Raw genomic sequence first — 16,245 nt, 5'->3', positions numbered from 1 at the left:
TCCCGTTTTTGTTTCAACCCGAAAGGTGTGCCTATGGCCTCATCCGCACCGCGCGGTCTGCGCTCCGACCATGTCGTCACCGTCGGCATCGCCCTGTTCTCGATGCTCTTTGGTGCCGGTAACCTTATTATTCCGCCGCTGCTGGCGCTGCAGGCAGGTTCTGCCACGCCGGTCGCCATGCTTGGCTTTCTCGTTGCCGCCATCGGCCTGCCCGTCATGGGCTTTATCGCCGTGGCGCTTGCCGGCACGGCGCGTGAGCTTGCCAGCCGCGTGCACCCCAAGTTTGGCGAGTTCTTTGTTGCGGCAGTATATCTGGCCATCGGCCCGTGCCTTGCCATTCCGCGTACAAGCTCCACGGCGTTTGAGATGCTGGTACCGTTGCTGCCCGAGGGTGTCTCGCTCGGCACGGCGCGTCTGGTGTTCGCCGTCGGTTTCTTTGTCGTCGCGTTTGCGCTCACACTGCGCCCGGGTGTTATCACACACGTGCTCGGCCGCATTACGGGCCCCGCGCTCATCGCGCTCATCGTGCTGGTTGTGGGTGCTGCCGTGATCTCGCCGCTGGGACCGGCTGCTGCCCCGCAAGCTCCCTATGATGCCGGTGCTGCGGTCCAAGGCTTCTTGACCGGCTACCAGACCATGGACCTGCTTGCATCGCTCGCCTTCGGCATCATCATCGCCGAGACCATTCACGAGTTGGGCGTGACCGACGACAAACGCGTCGCTTTTGAAATTTCGCGCTCCGGTGTGATAGCCGGCGTGCTCATGGCCATCATCTATTGCGGCTTGGCCCTTGCCGGTATGCAGCTCGGCACCGTGATGCCCGACGCCACCAACGGCGCTGCCATCCTTGCTCGCTCGGCCTCCATGCACTTTGGCCTCGCCGGCACGGTTGTGGTGTTTGCGATTTTCTTCCTCGCCTGCATGAACGTGTGCATCGGCCTTATCAGCTGCTGCTCGCGCTACTTCTGCGAGACGTATGTGGTCGAAGGGGGAGCGGAGGCCTCCGAGGAGGCAATGCGCCGCCCCTTCGCGATCCTCGCCTTCGTGTTCGCGGCGTTTTCGTGTGTGCTTTCCAACGTGGGCCTCGACGTGATCCTTATGTTCTCGGTGCCCTTGCTCAACGCCCTGTACCCCGTTGCCATTGTGCTGGTGCTTATGGGCCTGGTCCACGGCTTTTGCGACGCTCATCCGCAGGTGTGGGTCTGGGTCGGCGGCGTCGTTGCTGTGCAGAGTGTGATCACTTCGGTCCGCGATGCGTTCTTTGCGGGCACGTGGCTGCCGTTTGATGCACTACCCCTGGCAGACATCGGTGCCGCGTGGGCGCCGGTCGCCGCAGTTGCCTTTGTGATCGGTCTGCTCCACAGCAAGTTTGTCGCACATTCGAGGAACTAGGGTTTCTGCGCTTGCACGGGCGGGGAGTCTCCCCTATAATTTCCTTCGCTTTGGGACACGCAAGGTTTAGACCTTAGCTGCTCAACACCTTCGGGACGTGGCGCAGTTTGGTAGCGCGCCTGCTTTGGGAGCAGGATGTCGCAGGTTCAAATCCTGTCGTCCCGACCATATCTTGCGGGCGTAGTTCAATGGTAGAACCCCAGCCTTCCAAGCTGATGACGCGGGTTCGATTCCCGTCGCCCGCTCCATAAGAATTGTTTTAACGGCTTTGGTTTCCTTTGGGGACCAGAGCTGTTTTCGTTTACGCGCCGGGCGACGGGAATCGAACCCGCCAGGGTGCGAAGCTGAGAAAATGCGTGAGCATTTTCCAGCGCAGCACGCAAGGGCCGAAGGTCCGCAGCGAAACAAGGATTTGCGAAGCAAATCCTTGGACTTCCCGTCGCCCGCTCCATAAGATAGACGAATGGCTCTGCTTCCTTTTGGGATCAGAGCTGTTTTCATTTACGCGCCGGGCGACGGGAATCGAACCCGCTCCGCGCCCACCTAAGTTGCGGTTAAATACGGACTGTCTTTTGGCTTTTGCGAACCCATTGAAGTCCGGGGTAGTTAATTTGGGACGGGGCTTTTTGACTACTCTAGCGATCGGCTGGGAAATGTGGTCAAAAAAGCCCTGCCCCAAAATGACTGGTCTGGTGTTGAGCCACGAAAGCGGCCCATCTACTACGTTTAGCCCGCAGGGGTCGACCATAGCAGCAGTTTCGGAAAATCGGCAAGCCGTCTACCAGCTGTTTTGATATTTCGGATTTCTGTATGGTCGAGGGTAATCGGTTAAACGTAGTAGATGGGCCCATTTCGTGGCGAACAGTAGGATTCGCGGTCCAAGGCTGCCAGTTTCGGATGGCCAACCTGGAAGTTGCGGTGACTTAATTTCTGAAAAGCGCGAATAAGCCTAATCTAGGAACTATTTCACCGCAACTTAGGAGGGGATGGGGTTAGCTGCGGGGGCGGTGGCGGAGCTTGTCGATGGTGGAGTCGATGCTGCGGCTGCGGGCTTCGGCTGCGGTTTGGCGCTTGCGGCGGTAATCGATCATGCCTTGGATGATGGGTTTGCCAAAGCTCACGACATCATCGTTGTAGATAGCGGTTCGGGCTGCGAGGAGGCAGTCGGTAAAGTCCATATGCGTTTTGCCGAACAGTTTGATAGCAAGGGCGATAACGGTGGGCTCGTCGACCATGACGTCATCGAGCAGCCTTTTCATGGCCGCAGCAATCTCAACGCGGGGAACCTTATAGACGTCGCGCAGCGTGACCACGACGCGCGTGATGATCTCGGGGTAGACGCGAGCGGTGCGCGTGGCGATGACCTTGGCGGCGCGCGGTGACAGGACCTCGTCGTCGTCAAGCAGGTAGCGTAGGATAACGGTCTCGTCGATGATGGTGCTACTCATGGATATCTACTTCCTCGGGACCCAAAATCGAATCGTCGCTTTCTGTAGCAAGGTATTCAATCCAGGCGTTGCGCTCCTCGGAGCGGCGATTGGGGTCCCCATATGCTTTAAGCGATCCATAGGCGGCGGTGCCGTCCTTTGAACGCACGGCGACCGGCTGAAAGGGAAGCTTGCGCATCAAAATGCTCTGCGCGACAAAAAGACGTACGGCCTCGGCGAGCGATGTGCCCATGGCGTCGTAGAGACGCTCGGCATGCTGCTTGTCTTCCTCGCGAATGCGCACCTGCAGGATGGCTCGTTTTTGAGTCGATGACATCACTGGCCTCCCTTAATGAGCGTGCAATATGGATGATTAAATACGGCATGTGCTGATGATAGCCAATCCTATAACCACTACTTTATTGCACCAGAGTAATTGAGTGCGATCAACATTACAAACGTACTACATCCTGCATAAGCGAGCGTGAAATCTTTCTTGAGCGTACGCGTGTAATACACTTATCTTTATAGCTACCCAAGAATAATCCTAACCAGCCCAAACCCCTGCAATACACACGTATTGCAGGGGTTACGCTCAAGTTTACCCCCTGCAACTGCGTATATTCAACCTGTATACCGTTGGAGATAATCTACCGAGTGCCTGTTTCGCCGCATGCATTCGATACGTCGATGCCAGGCCACGGGCGGCTTGGGGCAACGTCGACAGGGTCTCTCCGACATGGGATTCAGGAGGGAGTGAACAACATGGGCAATAAACGAGTCGTAGCCGATTCCTCGCGCTGCATTGGGTGCCAAACCTGTATGGCGGCGTGCATCGAGGCGCATGACATCCCCGGCGACATCGCCGCGCCGCGCCTGCGCGTGACGCGTACGTACGAGATCTCCGCACCGGTGGCGTGTCACCACTGCGAGGACGCTCCATGCGCCAAGGCCTGTCCCACGGGCGCCTTGTTCTTTGATCCAAAGAACCATCGCATCGGTGTTAACGAGGACAACTGCATCGGCTGCAAGAGCTGCGTCATGGCCTGCCCCTTTGGCGCCGTGAGCGTGGCGACCACGCAGGTCCCCGTCTTGATGGGCGACGTGCGCGTGGGTTCGCAGACCAAGAGCTTCGTGCTCAAGTGCGACCTGTGCGTGGACCGTCCCGGTGGCCCGGCGTGTGCCGAGGCGTGCCCGACTAAGGGCCTCACCCTGGTAGACGAGGAGCGCCTGGCGGAACTGACCGCCGAGCGTGCCCGCGCCACCATCGAAAACGAGGCGTAGGCGGGCGGCCATACAGGCCCGACGATTGTCAAACACGTACCGATTAATCGGTAGCAGAGAAAGGAAGGAGGGTGTCATGGAGAAGCATAAAGTGATCTGCCCGTACTGCGGTGCCGGTTGCCAGTTTAACCTCTTGGTCCAAAACGGCCAGGTCGTGGGTACCGAACCGCTCAACGGCATCACCAATCAGGGCGAGCTGTGCCTTAAGGGCATGAGCGGCTACGACTTCATCAACGACACCAAGATCTTGACTCCTCGCGTACTGCACCCGATGATCCGCCGCACCAAGGGCGCGGATCTTGAGCGCGTAAGCTGGGACGAGGCACTGGATTTCACCGCATCTAAGATGCAGGCCATAATTGACGAATATGGTCCTAACGCTGTCATGACCACCGGCTCTTCGCGAGGCGGCGGCAATGAGGCGAACTACGTCATGCAGAAGTTTACGCGTGCGTGCATCGGCACCCACAGCGTGGACAACTGCGCCCGTACTTGACACGGCCCTACTGTCCTCGGTCTGATGGACACGGTTGGTTCAGGTTGCATGTCATGCTCCATCCCCGGTATGGAGGATGCGGGCTGCATTTTCCTCTTCGGCTATAACCCTGCCGATTCGCACCCCATCGTCGCAAGGCGTATCGTGCGAGCCAAAGAAAAGGGTTGCAAGATCATCGTCGCCGACCCGCGCCATATCGAAACTGCGCGTATCGCCGATATCTACCTTCCGATCAAGAACGGTTGCAATGTCGCGTTCCTCAACGCCTTTGCCAACTGCTTGGTCAACGATGGCCTCTACGACAAGGAATTCGTCGCCGAGCATACGAACGGCTTTGACGAGTGGTGGGAGACCATCAAGAACTACACTCCCGAATCCGTACAGGACATCACGGGTGTCGAGCCCGCGCTGATCCACCAAGCTGCCGAGATGTACGCCACGGCGAAGCCCTCTGCCATCATTGGCTGGGGCATGGGCGTATGCCAGCAGAAGCAGAACCTGAAGACGGTGCACACCATCGCCTCCATCGCCTGCGTTGCCGGCCAGATCGGCAAACCCAACTCCGGCCTCGCGCCCGTGCGCGGCCAGAATAACGTCCAGGGCTCCTGCGATATGGGCATGCTGCCCAACCTGTACCCTGGCTACCAGAAAGTCACCGACCCGGCTGTGCGTGCCAAGTTTGCCAAGGCCTGGGGCGTGCCCGAGGAAAAACTCCCCTTGGAGGAGGGCTACAAGCTCACCGATCTGGGTCACCTGGTCGACGAGGGCAAGGTGCACTGCTTCTACAACTACGGCGAGGACCCGGTCCAGACCGAGCCCGATTCGGCCGGTATGCGCAAGACGCTCTCCGAGCTGGATCTGTTCATTTGCCAGGACATCTTTATGACGCAGACGACCATGCTCGCCGACGTCATCCTGCCTGCCACCTCTTGGGGCGAGCACGAGGGTGTCTTTACCGCGTCCGACCGTAGCTTCCAGCACTTTGACGCGGCCGTTCCGCCCAAGGGCGAGTGCCGCCACGACTGGGAGATCTTCGCGGACCTGTCCACGCGCATGGGCTACCCCATGCACTACGACAACACCGAGCAGATCTGGAACGAGTGCATTAGCCTGTGCCCCAACTTTGTGGGCGCAACCTACGAGAAGATGGCCCCCGAGGGCGGTTACGCCCAGTGGCCGGTCAAGAGCACTGATGTGAACGACCACGGTACGGCCGACATGTTCGCTGGTGGCAAGTTCACCACCAAGGACGGTCGCGCCAACCTGATGGCGCACGACTGGGAGGCGCCCTCCGAGCTTCCCGACGATGAGTACCCGCTCATCCTGTGCACCGTCCGCGAGGTCGGCCACTACAGCTGCCGCTCGATGACCGGCAACTGCAAGACGCTGGCGTTGCTTGCCGACGAGCCCGGCTTTGTCCGCATGAATCCCGCGGACGCCCAGGCGCGCGGTATCAAGAACGGCGACATCGTCTCGATTCACAGCCGCCGCGGCCAGGTATACAGCCGCGCCGACGTGAGCGACCGTATCAACAAGGGCACGGTCTACATGACCTACCAGTGGTGGATCGGCAAGTGCAACGAGCTGACCATGCACAAGGTCGACCCGGTCTCGCACACGCCCGAGGACAAGTTCTCCGCCTGCCAGGTCGATCCAATTGCCGACCAGGTCTGGGCCGAGGGCGAAGTCGAGCGTCAGTACACCGAGCTCAAGCAGGCTCTGGTGGACGCCGCCGCTCCCCAGGACGTTGAGCCCAGCGCCGCCAAGTTCGACGACGAGACACACGTGAATCAAATCGTGTAGTCCCGTTCTCGTTGGCTTTTTGGGCCGGGCGTCCCGTACGTTCGGGAGCCCGGCCCGTTATTTTGAAAGGAAGTGGGGATGAACCGCTTCATCGACATCAACCCGGAGAGGTGCATCGGCTGCGGAACATGCCAGTCCGCCTGTGCCGACGCCCACCGGATGCAGGGTCTTCAGGATATGCCGCGCCTGGCGCTCGTGAAGACCGGCGGTATTTCGGCCGCCCTTGCCTGCCACCATTGCGAGGGTGCCCCCTGCGCCGAGGTCTGCCCGGTGAATGCCATCGAGCACGATGGCGATCGCATCCACGTCAAGGAGCAGGAGTGCATCGGGTGCAGGCTGTGCGCCATCGCGTGCCCCTTCGGAGCCATCCATCCCGATGGCACGTCTATCGCCGGTGTCGCAGGCATGTGCGACCCGACGCCTTCGTATCCTAAGTCCCTGAGCAGCCTGCTTACATGGGCTCCCGGCCAGTACACCTGCGCTGTCAAGTGCGACCTGTGCGCCTTCGATCCGGACGGCCCGCATTGCGTGGCGGCGTGCCCCACCAAGGCGCTGACCGTCATGGGCGGCGCGGCCGATCGTGAGCTCGACGAGGCCAAGCGCCTGCGCTCGATCGAAAACGGTCCGGCCGTCGACGTTACCGCTGTGGCCCAGGGTCTGTCCGAGAAAGCAGAAGGGAGCGTAAACAATGGATAGCATGACGCTGTTTATCGCATCGCTTGCCGTCTCGTGCATCGGTGCGCTCGCCTCGGTTCTGCTGATCAAGGCCGATAACGCCGCCAAGACCGCCGGCTGCCTTGTCGGCGCCGTCGCCGCGGTGCTTTCGTTTGTGGCCGGTATCCAGGCCGTGCTGGGCGATGTCATGTCGGTCGACACCATCGTGTTCTTCCCGTTTGCCCATTTCCAGCTGCTGCTCAATCAGCTGTCCGGCCTGTTCGTGGCGCTCATCTCGGTGCTCGCGTTTGCCGGTTCGATCTACGGTCTCAACTACTTTGATGAGTATCCGGGCAAAAAGGGCCGCGCCGGCTTCTTCTTTAACACCTTCGTGGCGTCTATGATGCTCGTCATCACCGCCGACAACGTGTTCTGGTTCCTGGTCGCCTTTGAGCTCATGTCGTTGACCTCGTACTTCCTGGTCGTGATCGAGGAGAACGAGAACTCCATCCATGGCGGTTGGCTCTACTTTGTGATCGCGCACGTAGGCTTTGTGCTCATCATGGCGAGCTTCCTCACCATGACCAACTTCGCCGGCGGCTCGTTTGCCTTTGCGGATTTCCGCGCCACGCAGTTTAGCCCCGCGGTCGCATCCGTGTGCTTCGTGCTCGCCTTCTTTGGCTTTGGCGCCAAGGCCGGTATCATCCCGCTGCACGGCTGGCTGCCCAAGGCACATCCCGAGGCGCCGTCCAACGTGAGTGCCCTCATGTCCGGCGGCATGATCAAGATCGGTATCTTCGGCATCCTCAAGGTGGGCCTCGACCTGCTCTCCGCCTCGGGCGTTCAGGTCTGGTGGGGCCTTATGGTCATGGTCTTCGGTGCTATCTCGTCGGTCCTCGGCGTGGCCTTCGCCCTGCAGGAGCATGACATCAAGCGCCTGCTGGCCTATCACTCCGTTGAGAACATCGGCATCATTCTGCTCGGCGTCGGCGCCTCCATGGCCGCCATGGCGCTCAATTCGGTCGGCATCGCCGTCCTGGCTCTGATGGCCGCCCTCTACCACACGTTTAACCACGCGATGTTTAAGGGCGAGCTGTTCTTGGGCGCCGGTGCGCTGCTGTACTCCACGGGTACGCGCAATATGGAGAAGATGGGCGGCCTGTTCCGTCGTATGCCGGCAACGGCCGTCTGCTTCCTGGTTGGCGCGCTTGCCATCTCGGCTATCCCGCCCTTCAACGGCTTTGTGTCCGAGTGGTTTACCTACCAGTCGCTGTTTAACGCCGCCATGCAGGGCGACAAGGCCGTCATGATCGTGGCCGTGTTCGCTGCCGTTGCGCTCGCCATTACCGGCGCGCTGGCCGTCACGTGCTTCGTCAAGGCCTATGGCGTCTCCTTTGCCTCCGCGCCCCGCTCCGAGGCCGCGGCCAATGCCAAGGAGGTTCCCGCCCCCATGGTGTTTGCGCAGGGCCTGCTCGCGGCCATCTGCGTCGTGCTGGGCATTGGCGCTCCCGTGATCGCGCCCGTGCTGGTCGATGTCGCCGCGTCCGTGCTGCATCCGTACGGTGGCGTGTTTGCCGCCGAGGGCATGGAGCTCATGAACCAGTACTCCGGCGCTGCCACCTCCACGCCCGCGATTGCTCTTGCGCTCGTGGTGCTTGTCGGCCTTGCCTGCGGTTATCGCAAGCTCAAGACCGTCGGCAAGGTGCAGAAGTCCCAGCCGTGGGCATGCGGCTATGCTCCCAACGAACACATGCCCGTCGTGGCCACGACTTTTGCCTCCGAGGTGTCCTGGTTTATGCAGCCGCTCTACACGCTGCGTGACCGCTGCACGGCCGTTTGCTGGTCCATCGCACACTTCTTCCAGAAGCTTACCGGTGTGGCCGAGGCTGTGGAGCCCGTACCCGACAAGGTTCTCGTCGATGCCCCGCATAAGGGTGTCGAGAAGCTCGCCGACCTCGCGACTAAGCTCGAGGGTGGCAACTACAGCATCTATATCTGCTACATCGTCGCGGCACTCGTGGTGTTCCTCGTGCTCGCCGTGCAAATGGGTTAAGGAGGGGAGAGCATGAACAACATCGTACTTGCCGTTCTGCAGGGCGTGGTCGTTATGGCCGTCGCGCCGTTCTTCTCCGGTCTCGGTCGCGTGATCCGCGCCAAGATGCACAACCGTCGCGGCCCCAGCATCATGCAGGACTACCGCGACCTGGCTAAGCTCTTTGCGCGCCCCGAGTCCCAGAGCGAGGACGCGAGCTTTGCGCTGCGCATTATGCCGCCGCTGTTCTTCGCCGTCGCCTTTATGCTCGCGATGGGCCTGCCGCTCTTTACGGCACAAAGCCCCATCCCGGTCTTTGGTGACGCCATCACCATCATGTATAGCCTGGCGCTCGCCCGCTTCTTCTTCGCCCTCTGCGGTGTGGATTCGTCCAACGCCTACGCCGGCATCGGCGGCGTCCGCGAGCTGCTCATGAGCGTGCTCATCGAGCCGTCCATGCTGCTGGCGCTGTTTGCCGCGGCCCTGGTGTGCGGCTCCACCGATATCGCCACCATGGGTCAGCACATCATGACGGGCGCCATCGACGCGCCGGTCGCCGTGATCCTCGCCGGCATCGCCTTTGCGATCGCCTGCTATATGGAGCTCGGCAAGCTGCCGTTTGATCAGGCCGAGGCCGAGCAGGAGCTTCAGGAAGGTCCGCTCGCCGAGCTATCCGGACCGTCGCTTGCGATGGCCAAGCTCGCCATGTCCATGAAGCAGGTTCTGGTCGTCGCCTGGTTCTGCGCGATCTTCGTCCCCTGGGGCGAGCCCGCGACCGTGGGCGCCGCCGCCGTTCTGGGCGCAGTCATCTTCCTGGTGAAGTGCCTGATCGACTTTGTCGTATGTGGCGTGATCGAGAACTCCTGCTCGCGCTCGCGCTTTAAGGTGCTTGGCAATCAGACCTGGGCCGTCGTGGGCATCGCCGTTCTGGCGTTTGTCTTCGTGGTCGTCGGCGTGTAGGAGAAGGGAGAAACAATGTCATTTGCAGTCAGTCTGTCCCTTCTCAGCTTGGTCGCTATCGCGGCCCCGATGGTGGCCTCGGTGCTCGTCGCCCTGTTCCCCCGTCCGTACGCCAAGTGGTTCAGCGTTTTGGGTGCCGCCGTCTCGACGGTCTGCACCATCGCCCTCGCCGCGAATTTCGCTGGCGCCGGCATGCCCGACACGCAGGTCCCCCTGATCTCGTTTGGGCAGACCCTCGTCATGGGATTCACCTTCGATCGCATGAGCACGCTGCTCGCGCCCGCCTTTGTGGGTATCGGCCTGCTTGTCGTGATCTATTCGATCCCCTATATGAGCGAGAATAACCGTGAGCATCCCGACGCGCCGCGTCGTCGCTTCTACGCGTACCTCGCGACCTTCATCGGCGCCATGGCCGGCCTCGTGTACAGTTCGACCCTTTTGGGCCAGCTCGTGTTCTTTGAGATCACGGGTGCGTGCTCTTGGGGCCTCATTAGCTACTACATGACGCCTACGGCCAAGAAGGCCGGCATGAAGGCCCTGATCATCACGCATATCGGTGCGCTCGGCCTGTATCTGGGCGCCGCCATCGTGTTTGCCCACACCGGCACCTTCGCCATTACCGCGATTGCCGGCCTCGACGCCAAGCTCAAGGCTATCGTCCTTTTGCTCGTGCTGTTTGCGGCCTGGGCAAAGTCTGCTCAGGTCCCCATGTACATGTGGCTGCCTTCGGCCATGGAGGCGCCGACGCCTGTGTCGGCCTACCTGCATGGCGCCTCGATGGTCAAGGTCGGCGTGTGCGTGTTCGCGCGTGCGCTCGTCTCTGCCGGCGAGGTTCCCGAGATCGTGGGCTGGGTTGCCATTGTCGATGCCATGGTCACCATGCTTTTTGGTTTCCTGATGTACCTTCCGCAAAAGGATATGAAGCGTCTGCTGGCCTTCTCCACGATCGCCCAGCTCTCCTATGTGTTCTTTGGTCTGGGCCTTTCGGTCTTTGGCAGCCAGCTGGCCTTTGATGGCGCCGTGTGCCACATCTTTAACCACGCTTTCGCCAAGACGCTGTTCTTCCTGATCGCCGGTTCGTTCTCCTTTACGCTCGGCACGCGTATGCTGCCCAAGCTTCGCGGCATCGTAAAGAAGTACCCGATCTCGGGCGTGGGCTTTGGTGTTGCGGCACTCGCCATTGCCGGCGTGCCTCCCATGAACACGTTCTTCTCGAAGTTCCAGATCATCGCCGGCGGCTTTTCTGTGGGTGCCGGCAACGTCGCGATCCTGGTGCTCGTGTGCATCATGGTTGCAGAGACCGTCGCCACCTTTGCCTGGTTCCTTAAGTGGATGGGCTATTGCCTGCCCGGCGAGCCGAGCGAAGAGGTCGCTGCGGGAGCCCCGCTTCCCCGTGCGATGGCGTTCGTGTTCATCGTGCTCATCATCATGGTCATCGTCAGCGGCCCGCTTTCGGCCAGCTGGATCGGTTAGGAGGTAGAACGACATGGGTTATTCGATCGTCAACATCCTTGGCGGCCTTCTGATCGTCACGTCCACCATGGTGGTCGTCTCCAAGAACATCAAACATGCTATTCGCTGGTATGCGGTGCAGTCGCTGGTGCTCGTGGGACTGCTCGCCACACTCGGTGCCACTACCGGTGCGCAGGAGCTGCTTATGTGGGCTGGATCTGCCTTTATCACCAAGGTCGTCCTGGTCCCTTATATCCTCAACCGCGCATACAAGAAGATGGGCGAGCCGAGCGACGCATCGCTCAAGGCCGGCCTTAAGCCCGCGTGGGCCATTTGCATCATCGCCGTCGAGGTCGCGATTTGCTTTGCCGTCGTGACGCAGATCAGCCTGCCCACGGCCGAGGTCGCAACGCCTGCGCTCGCCATTAGCTTCGCTCACTTCTTTGTGGGCCTCACCTGCATCATTTCGCAGCGCAACATCATGAAGCAGATCTTTGGATACTGCCTTATGGAAAACGGCAGCCATGTGACGCTCGCGCTTTTGGCCCCCAGCGCTCCCGAGATCATCGAGATCGGTATCGCTACCGACGCCATCTTTGCCGTCATCATCATGTCCATCGTCGTGCGTCGCATTTGGGACGACTCCCACTCGCTCGATGCGCGCGACCTGTCCGAGCTGAGGGGGTAGTCCATGGAAACGTTGATTCTCGCCCTGCTCGCGACTCCTTTGGTGTTCTCGCTGGTCATGGCGTTTTTGCCCAAGAACACGTCCTATAACGTGTTTGCCGGTCTCAACCTGGTCTCCGTCGCAGCCGTCCTGGTGCTGTCGATTATGACGGCCGGTGACGTCCTTATGAGCGGCGACACCGCGAGCGCTCTTGGCCTGTGGTTCCACCTCGATTCGCTGGGCGCCATCTTTGTGCTGCTCATCGGCTTTATCGGTTTTCTTACGGGGCTGTTCTCGCTGCCCTATGTAAAGGCCGATATCGAGGAGGGCTCCATGCCCGCCGAGCGCGCCAAGCAGTATTTTGCGCTGTTTAGCCTGTTTGTGTTCACCATGCTGCTCGCGTGCCTGTCCAACAACATGATCCTTACGTGGGCCGCCGTGGAGGCAACCACGCTTTCCACCGTGTTCCTCGTGGGTATCTACAAGAACAAGACGGCCCTCGAGGCTTCTTGGAAGTATGCGATGGTCTGCACCGCCGGCGTGGCCTTCGGCCTGTTCGGTACGCTGCTGATCTACGCCAACGCCGCCGACGTGATTCCCAATGCCCACGAGGCCGCATTCCTGTCGTGCGTGCTGCCGTATGCCGACCAGTTCGACCCGACGCTCATGCGCCTCGCCTTTGCGTTTATCGTGATCGGCTTTGGCACCAAGGCCGGCCTGTTCCCCATGCACACGTGGCTGCCCGATGCCCACTCCCAGGCCCCGAGCCCTGTCTCGGCCCTGCTCTCGGGCGTGCTGCTTAAGTGCGCCATGCTTGTGATCATGCGCTTCTACGGCTTTACCATCCAGGCCGTGGGCGCCGAGTATCCGCAACTTTTGCTGCTGATCGTCGGCACGCTGTCCATTTTGGTGGCGGCACTCTCGATGTTTCGCCAGGACGACCTCAAGCGCCGCTTTGCGTACTCGTCTGTGGAGAACGTGGGCGTTATCGCCCTGTGCCTGGGTATCGGTGGCCCGCTGGGTATCGCCGCGGCCCTGCTGCACTGCGTGTTCCACGGCTTTACCAAGACGCTTGCCTTCTGCGTGTCCGGCAACATCCAGCACGACTTTGGCACGCGTAGCCTGGCCAAGATCCAGGGCGTCGTCGAGGTTGCCCCTGCAACCGCCGCGCTCGCCATCCTGGCGCTGCTCGGCCTTGCCGCCTTCCCGCCCTTTGGCATGTTTATCTCCGAGTTCCTGACTTTTGTCGCCGGTGTTACCGCCGGTCCCATGTGGCTGGTCGTCGTGGTCGCCCTCGGTCTTACCGTGGCCATCTCTGCGCTCACCCGCATCGCACTCAAGTCGGTATTCGGCCATGCGCCCCAGGGCATGGGCAAGCATGAGGCCCCGGCGCTCATGCTTATCCCCGAAATCATCCTGGCTGTCATGATCTTGTGGTTTGGCATCGCCACCCCGCTGCCTCTCGTGCACGGTGTGGAGACCGCGACCGGCATCGTGCTCGAGCAGAGCACCGAGGAACTTCACGCGACGCCGATGTACCGCGCTGTGTTCGGTACCGAGACCGCTCAGAGCGAGGTGGAGTAACGAATGATTGAAACTGAGAACAAGGTGTATGCCCGCCGCTGCGAGAGCCATGTCGAGGCCCTGCGCCGCGCCGTTCCGGGCTGCATCGAGAAGGTCGAGTGGCAGTGCGAGGACCAGCTGACGATTACCGTCAAGCAGGACAAGCTACCCGAGGCCGTCCACTACCTGTATTACGAGCGCTACGGCTGGATTCCCGTGATCGTCGGCAACGATGAGCGCAGCCTGTGCGGCCGCTACGCCGTGTACTACGTCATCTCCATGGAGGGGGAGGACCCCGGCTGGGTGACCGTGCGCACCGAGGTCGATCCCGCCAAGATGACATTCCCGTCCGTGACGCCGTTCGTCCCCGCCTGCGTGTGGGGCGAGCGCGAGCTGCGCGACATGTTCGGCCTGATTCCCGAGGGTCTGCCCGATCGTCGTCGCCTGGTGCTGCCCGATGACTGGCCCAGCGGCCTATACCCGCTGCGCAAGGACTCCATGGACTACCGTTTCCGTCCCGCTCCCGCGAGCGACATGGAAAACTACGAGTTCTTGGCCGATACCAAGGGCAAGGAGACCACACTCGTCCCCATGGGCCCGTTGCACATTACCTCCGACGAGCCCGGCCACTTCCGCCTGTTCGTTGAGGGCGAGACGATCGTCGACGCCGACTACCGTCTGTTCTATGTGCACCGCGGCATGGAGAAGGTTGCCGAGACGCGCCTGAACTATGACGCCGTGACGTTCCTCGCCGACCGCATCTGCGGCATCTGCGGCTGCGCCCACTCGGTGGCCTATGCCGAGGCCGTCGAGCGCGCTCAGGGCATTCATGTTCCGCCGCGCGCCCAGTACATCCGCGCCATCATGCTCGAGGTCGAGCGTCTGCACTCGCATCTGCTCAACATTGGCCTGGCGTCGCACTACACGGGCTTCGACTCCGGCTTCCAGCAGTTCTTCCGCGTCCGCGAGAAGTCCATGGACCTGGCCGAGAAGCTCTCTGGTCACCGCAAGACCTACGGTCTCAACGTGATCGGCGGCGTGCGTCGCGACATTTTGGCCGAGCAGAAGCTCTCCACGCTCACGACCATCCACCAGCTGCGCTCCGAGGTTCAGGAGCTCGTCGACGTCTTGCTCTCGACGCCCAACTTTATTGAGCGTACGAGCGGCATCGGCATCTTGGACCGCAAGATCGCCCGCGATTTCTCGCCGGTCGGCCCGCTTATGCGTGGCTCGGGCTATGCCCGCGACGTGCGCTTTGACCATCCCTTCGACGGCTACGCCGATCCGGACGTCCAAAAGATGCACGCCGCCACGGCCGACACCTGCGATGCCTTCGGCCGTACCGCCGTTCGCATCCAGGAGGTCTACGATTCAATCGACATGATCGAGACCATGCTCGAGAACTGCCCGTCGGGCCCCATCCTCACTACGGATTGGGAGTACACCCCGCACAAGTACGCCATCGGCGCCACCGAGGCGCCGCGCGGCGAGGACGTGCACTGGGCGATGCTCGGCAACAACCAGAAGTGCTACCGCTGGCGCGCCAAGGCCGCCACGTACAGCAACTGGCCGGTCCTGCGCTACATGTTCCGCGGCAACACCGTGGGCGACGCGGCGCTGATTGTCGGCTCGCTCGACCCGTGCTACTCCTGCACCGACCGCGTGACGGTGACCGACGTCGCCGCCAAGCGCGACCATGTGCTCGACAAGGAGCAGTTCGAGAACGTCTGGCGCGACAAGTCGCCGCTTGCGGGCGAGGGCGCCATGGCCGCTCCGCTCGATGAGGAGGCGCTCTAATATGCTGAAGCTTTGGAAGGTCAACGCCAAGGCCGGCGACGCGACGGTCAAGTACCCGTTTGCGCCGTTTCCCACTAACAAGGACATGCGCGGCAAGCCCGAGCACAACGCGGAGCTGTGCATCGCCTGCGGTGCCTGCGGCGTGGCGTGCCCGGCCGATGCCATTCGCATGGACCCCGACCTTGCGGCCGATACCATCACCTGGTCGATCGACTACGGTCGCTGCATCTTTTGCGGCCGCTGTGAGGAAGCCTGCCCCATGGAGTCCATCAAGCTCACCGAGGAGTTTGAGCTGGCCGTCATGAGCAAGGACGACCTCACCAGTAAGAGCGTCTATACGCTCGAGCACTGCTCGCGTTGCGGCAAGCCGTTTGCCCCGCACAAGGAGATCGACTACACCAAGCGCCTGCTGCAAAAGGCCGGCGGCATGGAGGCCGAGCAGGCCGCCCGTACCGTCGGTATGTGCCAGGAGTGCAAGCGCGAACTCGACGCTCTGCGCGCCGCCTCGGCCGTAAAGACCGGCAACGCTGCTGGCATGGCTGCCAACGAGACGCTTGCGTCCGGCGAGCCCCAGGGCCCCGGCATGGAGTATCTGGGCGGCCACGGCGTGAACCCGGAGTATATCGACCGCGAGCTCAACCCCGATGCGCCCGAGATCCCCGCCGGTCCTGCGCCGGTCGAGGGCATCATCATGGATTTTGATACGAAGGAGGAGTAA

Annotated in this window: 13 protein-coding genes and 2 tRNA genes; 13 read left to right on the top strand and 2 right to left on the bottom strand. The window is 61.4% G+C overall.

Translation table 11 applies throughout. The features are described from left to right. Positions 1-33 precede the first annotated feature (33 nt). From brnQ to I2H81_RS04175, 3 genes are all read left to right on the top strand, one after another. Positions 34-1,392: a branched-chain amino acid transport system II carrier protein gene (gene brnQ, locus I2H81_RS04185; RefSeq protein ID WP_195644670.1), complete on the top strand. Its 1,359-nt coding sequence runs from the start codon at positions 34-36 to the stop codon at positions 1,390-1,392. A 91-nt stretch (positions 1,393-1,483) separates the two neighbouring features. Beyond that, positions 1,484-1,560 (top strand) — tRNA-Pro (locus tag I2H81_RS04180). A gap of 6 nt (positions 1,561-1,566) precedes the next feature. Further along, positions 1,567-1,640 (top strand) — tRNA-Gly (locus tag I2H81_RS04175). Positions 1,641-2,384: 744 nt separating this feature from the next. Here I2H81_RS04175 and I2H81_RS04170 read toward each other — a convergent pair. Both I2H81_RS04170 and I2H81_RS04165 read right to left on the bottom strand, forming a co-directional pair. Further along, positions 2,385-2,840 carry a PIN domain-containing protein gene (locus I2H81_RS04170; protein WP_195644669.1) on the bottom strand — a complete coding sequence of 152 codons (456 nt, stop codon included), beginning with the start codon at positions 2,838-2,840 and terminating at the stop codon, positions 2,385-2,387. Beyond that, positions 2,833-3,156 carry a type II toxin-antitoxin system RelB/DinJ family antitoxin gene (locus tag I2H81_RS04165; protein ID WP_117765829.1) on the bottom strand — a complete coding sequence of 108 codons (324 nt, stop codon included), beginning with the start codon at positions 3,154-3,156 and terminating at the stop codon, positions 2,833-2,835. Before I2H81_RS04165 ends, I2H81_RS04170 begins: the two co-directional genes overlap by 8 nt. A 428-nt stretch (positions 3,157-3,584) precedes the next feature. Here I2H81_RS04165 and I2H81_RS04160 point away from each other — a divergent pair, with 428 nt between their 5' ends. The 10 genes from I2H81_RS04160 to I2H81_RS04115 all read left to right on the top strand — a co-directional run bounded on the left by I2H81_RS04160 (position 3,585) and on the right by I2H81_RS04115 (position 16,245). Beyond that, positions 3,585-4,103 (top strand): 4Fe-4S dicluster domain-containing protein, encoded by a 519-nt coding sequence (locus I2H81_RS04160; protein WP_195644668.1) that lies wholly within the window; start codon positions 3,585-3,587, stop codon positions 4,101-4,103. Between the two features lie 76 nt (positions 4,104-4,179). Continuing rightward, on the top strand, positions 4,180-6,402 hold the full coding sequence (gene fdhF / locus I2H81_RS04155; RefSeq protein ID WP_195644667.1) for a formate dehydrogenase subunit alpha: 2,223 nt from the start codon (positions 4,180-4,182) through the stop codon (positions 6,400-6,402). Between the two features lie 78 nt (positions 6,403-6,480). Beyond that, positions 6,481-7,098 carry a 4Fe-4S dicluster domain-containing protein gene (locus tag I2H81_RS04150; RefSeq protein ID WP_195644666.1) on the top strand — a complete coding sequence of 206 codons (618 nt, stop codon included), beginning with the start codon at positions 6,481-6,483 and terminating at the stop codon, positions 7,096-7,098. Next, on the top strand, positions 7,091-9,109 hold the full coding sequence (gene hyfB / locus I2H81_RS04145; protein WP_195644665.1) for a hydrogenase 4 subunit B: 2,019 nt from the start codon (positions 7,091-7,093) through the stop codon (positions 9,107-9,109). Before I2H81_RS04150 ends, hyfB begins: the two co-directional genes overlap by 8 nt. A 12-nt stretch (positions 9,110-9,121) precedes the next feature. Continuing rightward, positions 9,122-10,048, top strand: coding sequence for a respiratory chain complex I subunit 1 family protein (locus I2H81_RS04140; RefSeq protein ID WP_022095201.1), 927 nt, complete (start codon positions 9,122-9,124; stop codon positions 10,046-10,048). Between the two features lie 15 nt (positions 10,049-10,063). After that, on the top strand, positions 10,064-11,521 hold the full coding sequence (locus tag I2H81_RS04135; RefSeq protein WP_229108065.1) for a hydrogenase 4 subunit D: 1,458 nt from the start codon (positions 10,064-10,066) through the stop codon (positions 11,519-11,521). 13 nt (positions 11,522-11,534) lie between these two features. Next, positions 11,535-12,188, top strand: coding sequence for a hydrogenase 4 membrane subunit (hyfE, locus tag I2H81_RS04130; RefSeq protein WP_195644664.1), 654 nt, complete (start codon positions 11,535-11,537; stop codon positions 12,186-12,188). A gap of 3 nt (positions 12,189-12,191) precedes the next feature. Next, a complete protein-coding gene (locus I2H81_RS04125) occupies positions 12,192-13,751 on the top strand; it encodes a hydrogenase 4 subunit F (protein ID WP_195644663.1) in 1,560 nt (519 codons plus the stop codon). A gap of 3 nt (positions 13,752-13,754) precedes the next feature. Further along, complete coding sequence (locus I2H81_RS04120) at positions 13,755-15,527, top strand: hydrogenase large subunit (protein ID WP_195644662.1); 1,773 nt, start codon at positions 13,755-13,757, stop codon at positions 15,525-15,527. 1 nt (position 15,528) lies between these two features. Then, positions 15,529-16,245 carry a formate hydrogenlyase complex iron-sulfur subunit gene (locus I2H81_RS04115; RefSeq protein ID WP_195644661.1) on the top strand — a complete coding sequence of 239 codons (717 nt, stop codon included), beginning with the start codon at positions 15,529-15,531 and terminating at the stop codon, positions 16,243-16,245.

Source organism: Collinsella aerofaciens (genome assembly GCF_015561195.1).
GTDB lineage: Bacteria > Actinomycetota > Coriobacteriia > Coriobacteriales > Coriobacteriaceae > Collinsella > Collinsella aerofaciens_AC.
The sequence above is the reverse complement of the archived record's forward strand: the minus strand, read 5'-3'. Positions and strand labels throughout refer to the sequence as shown.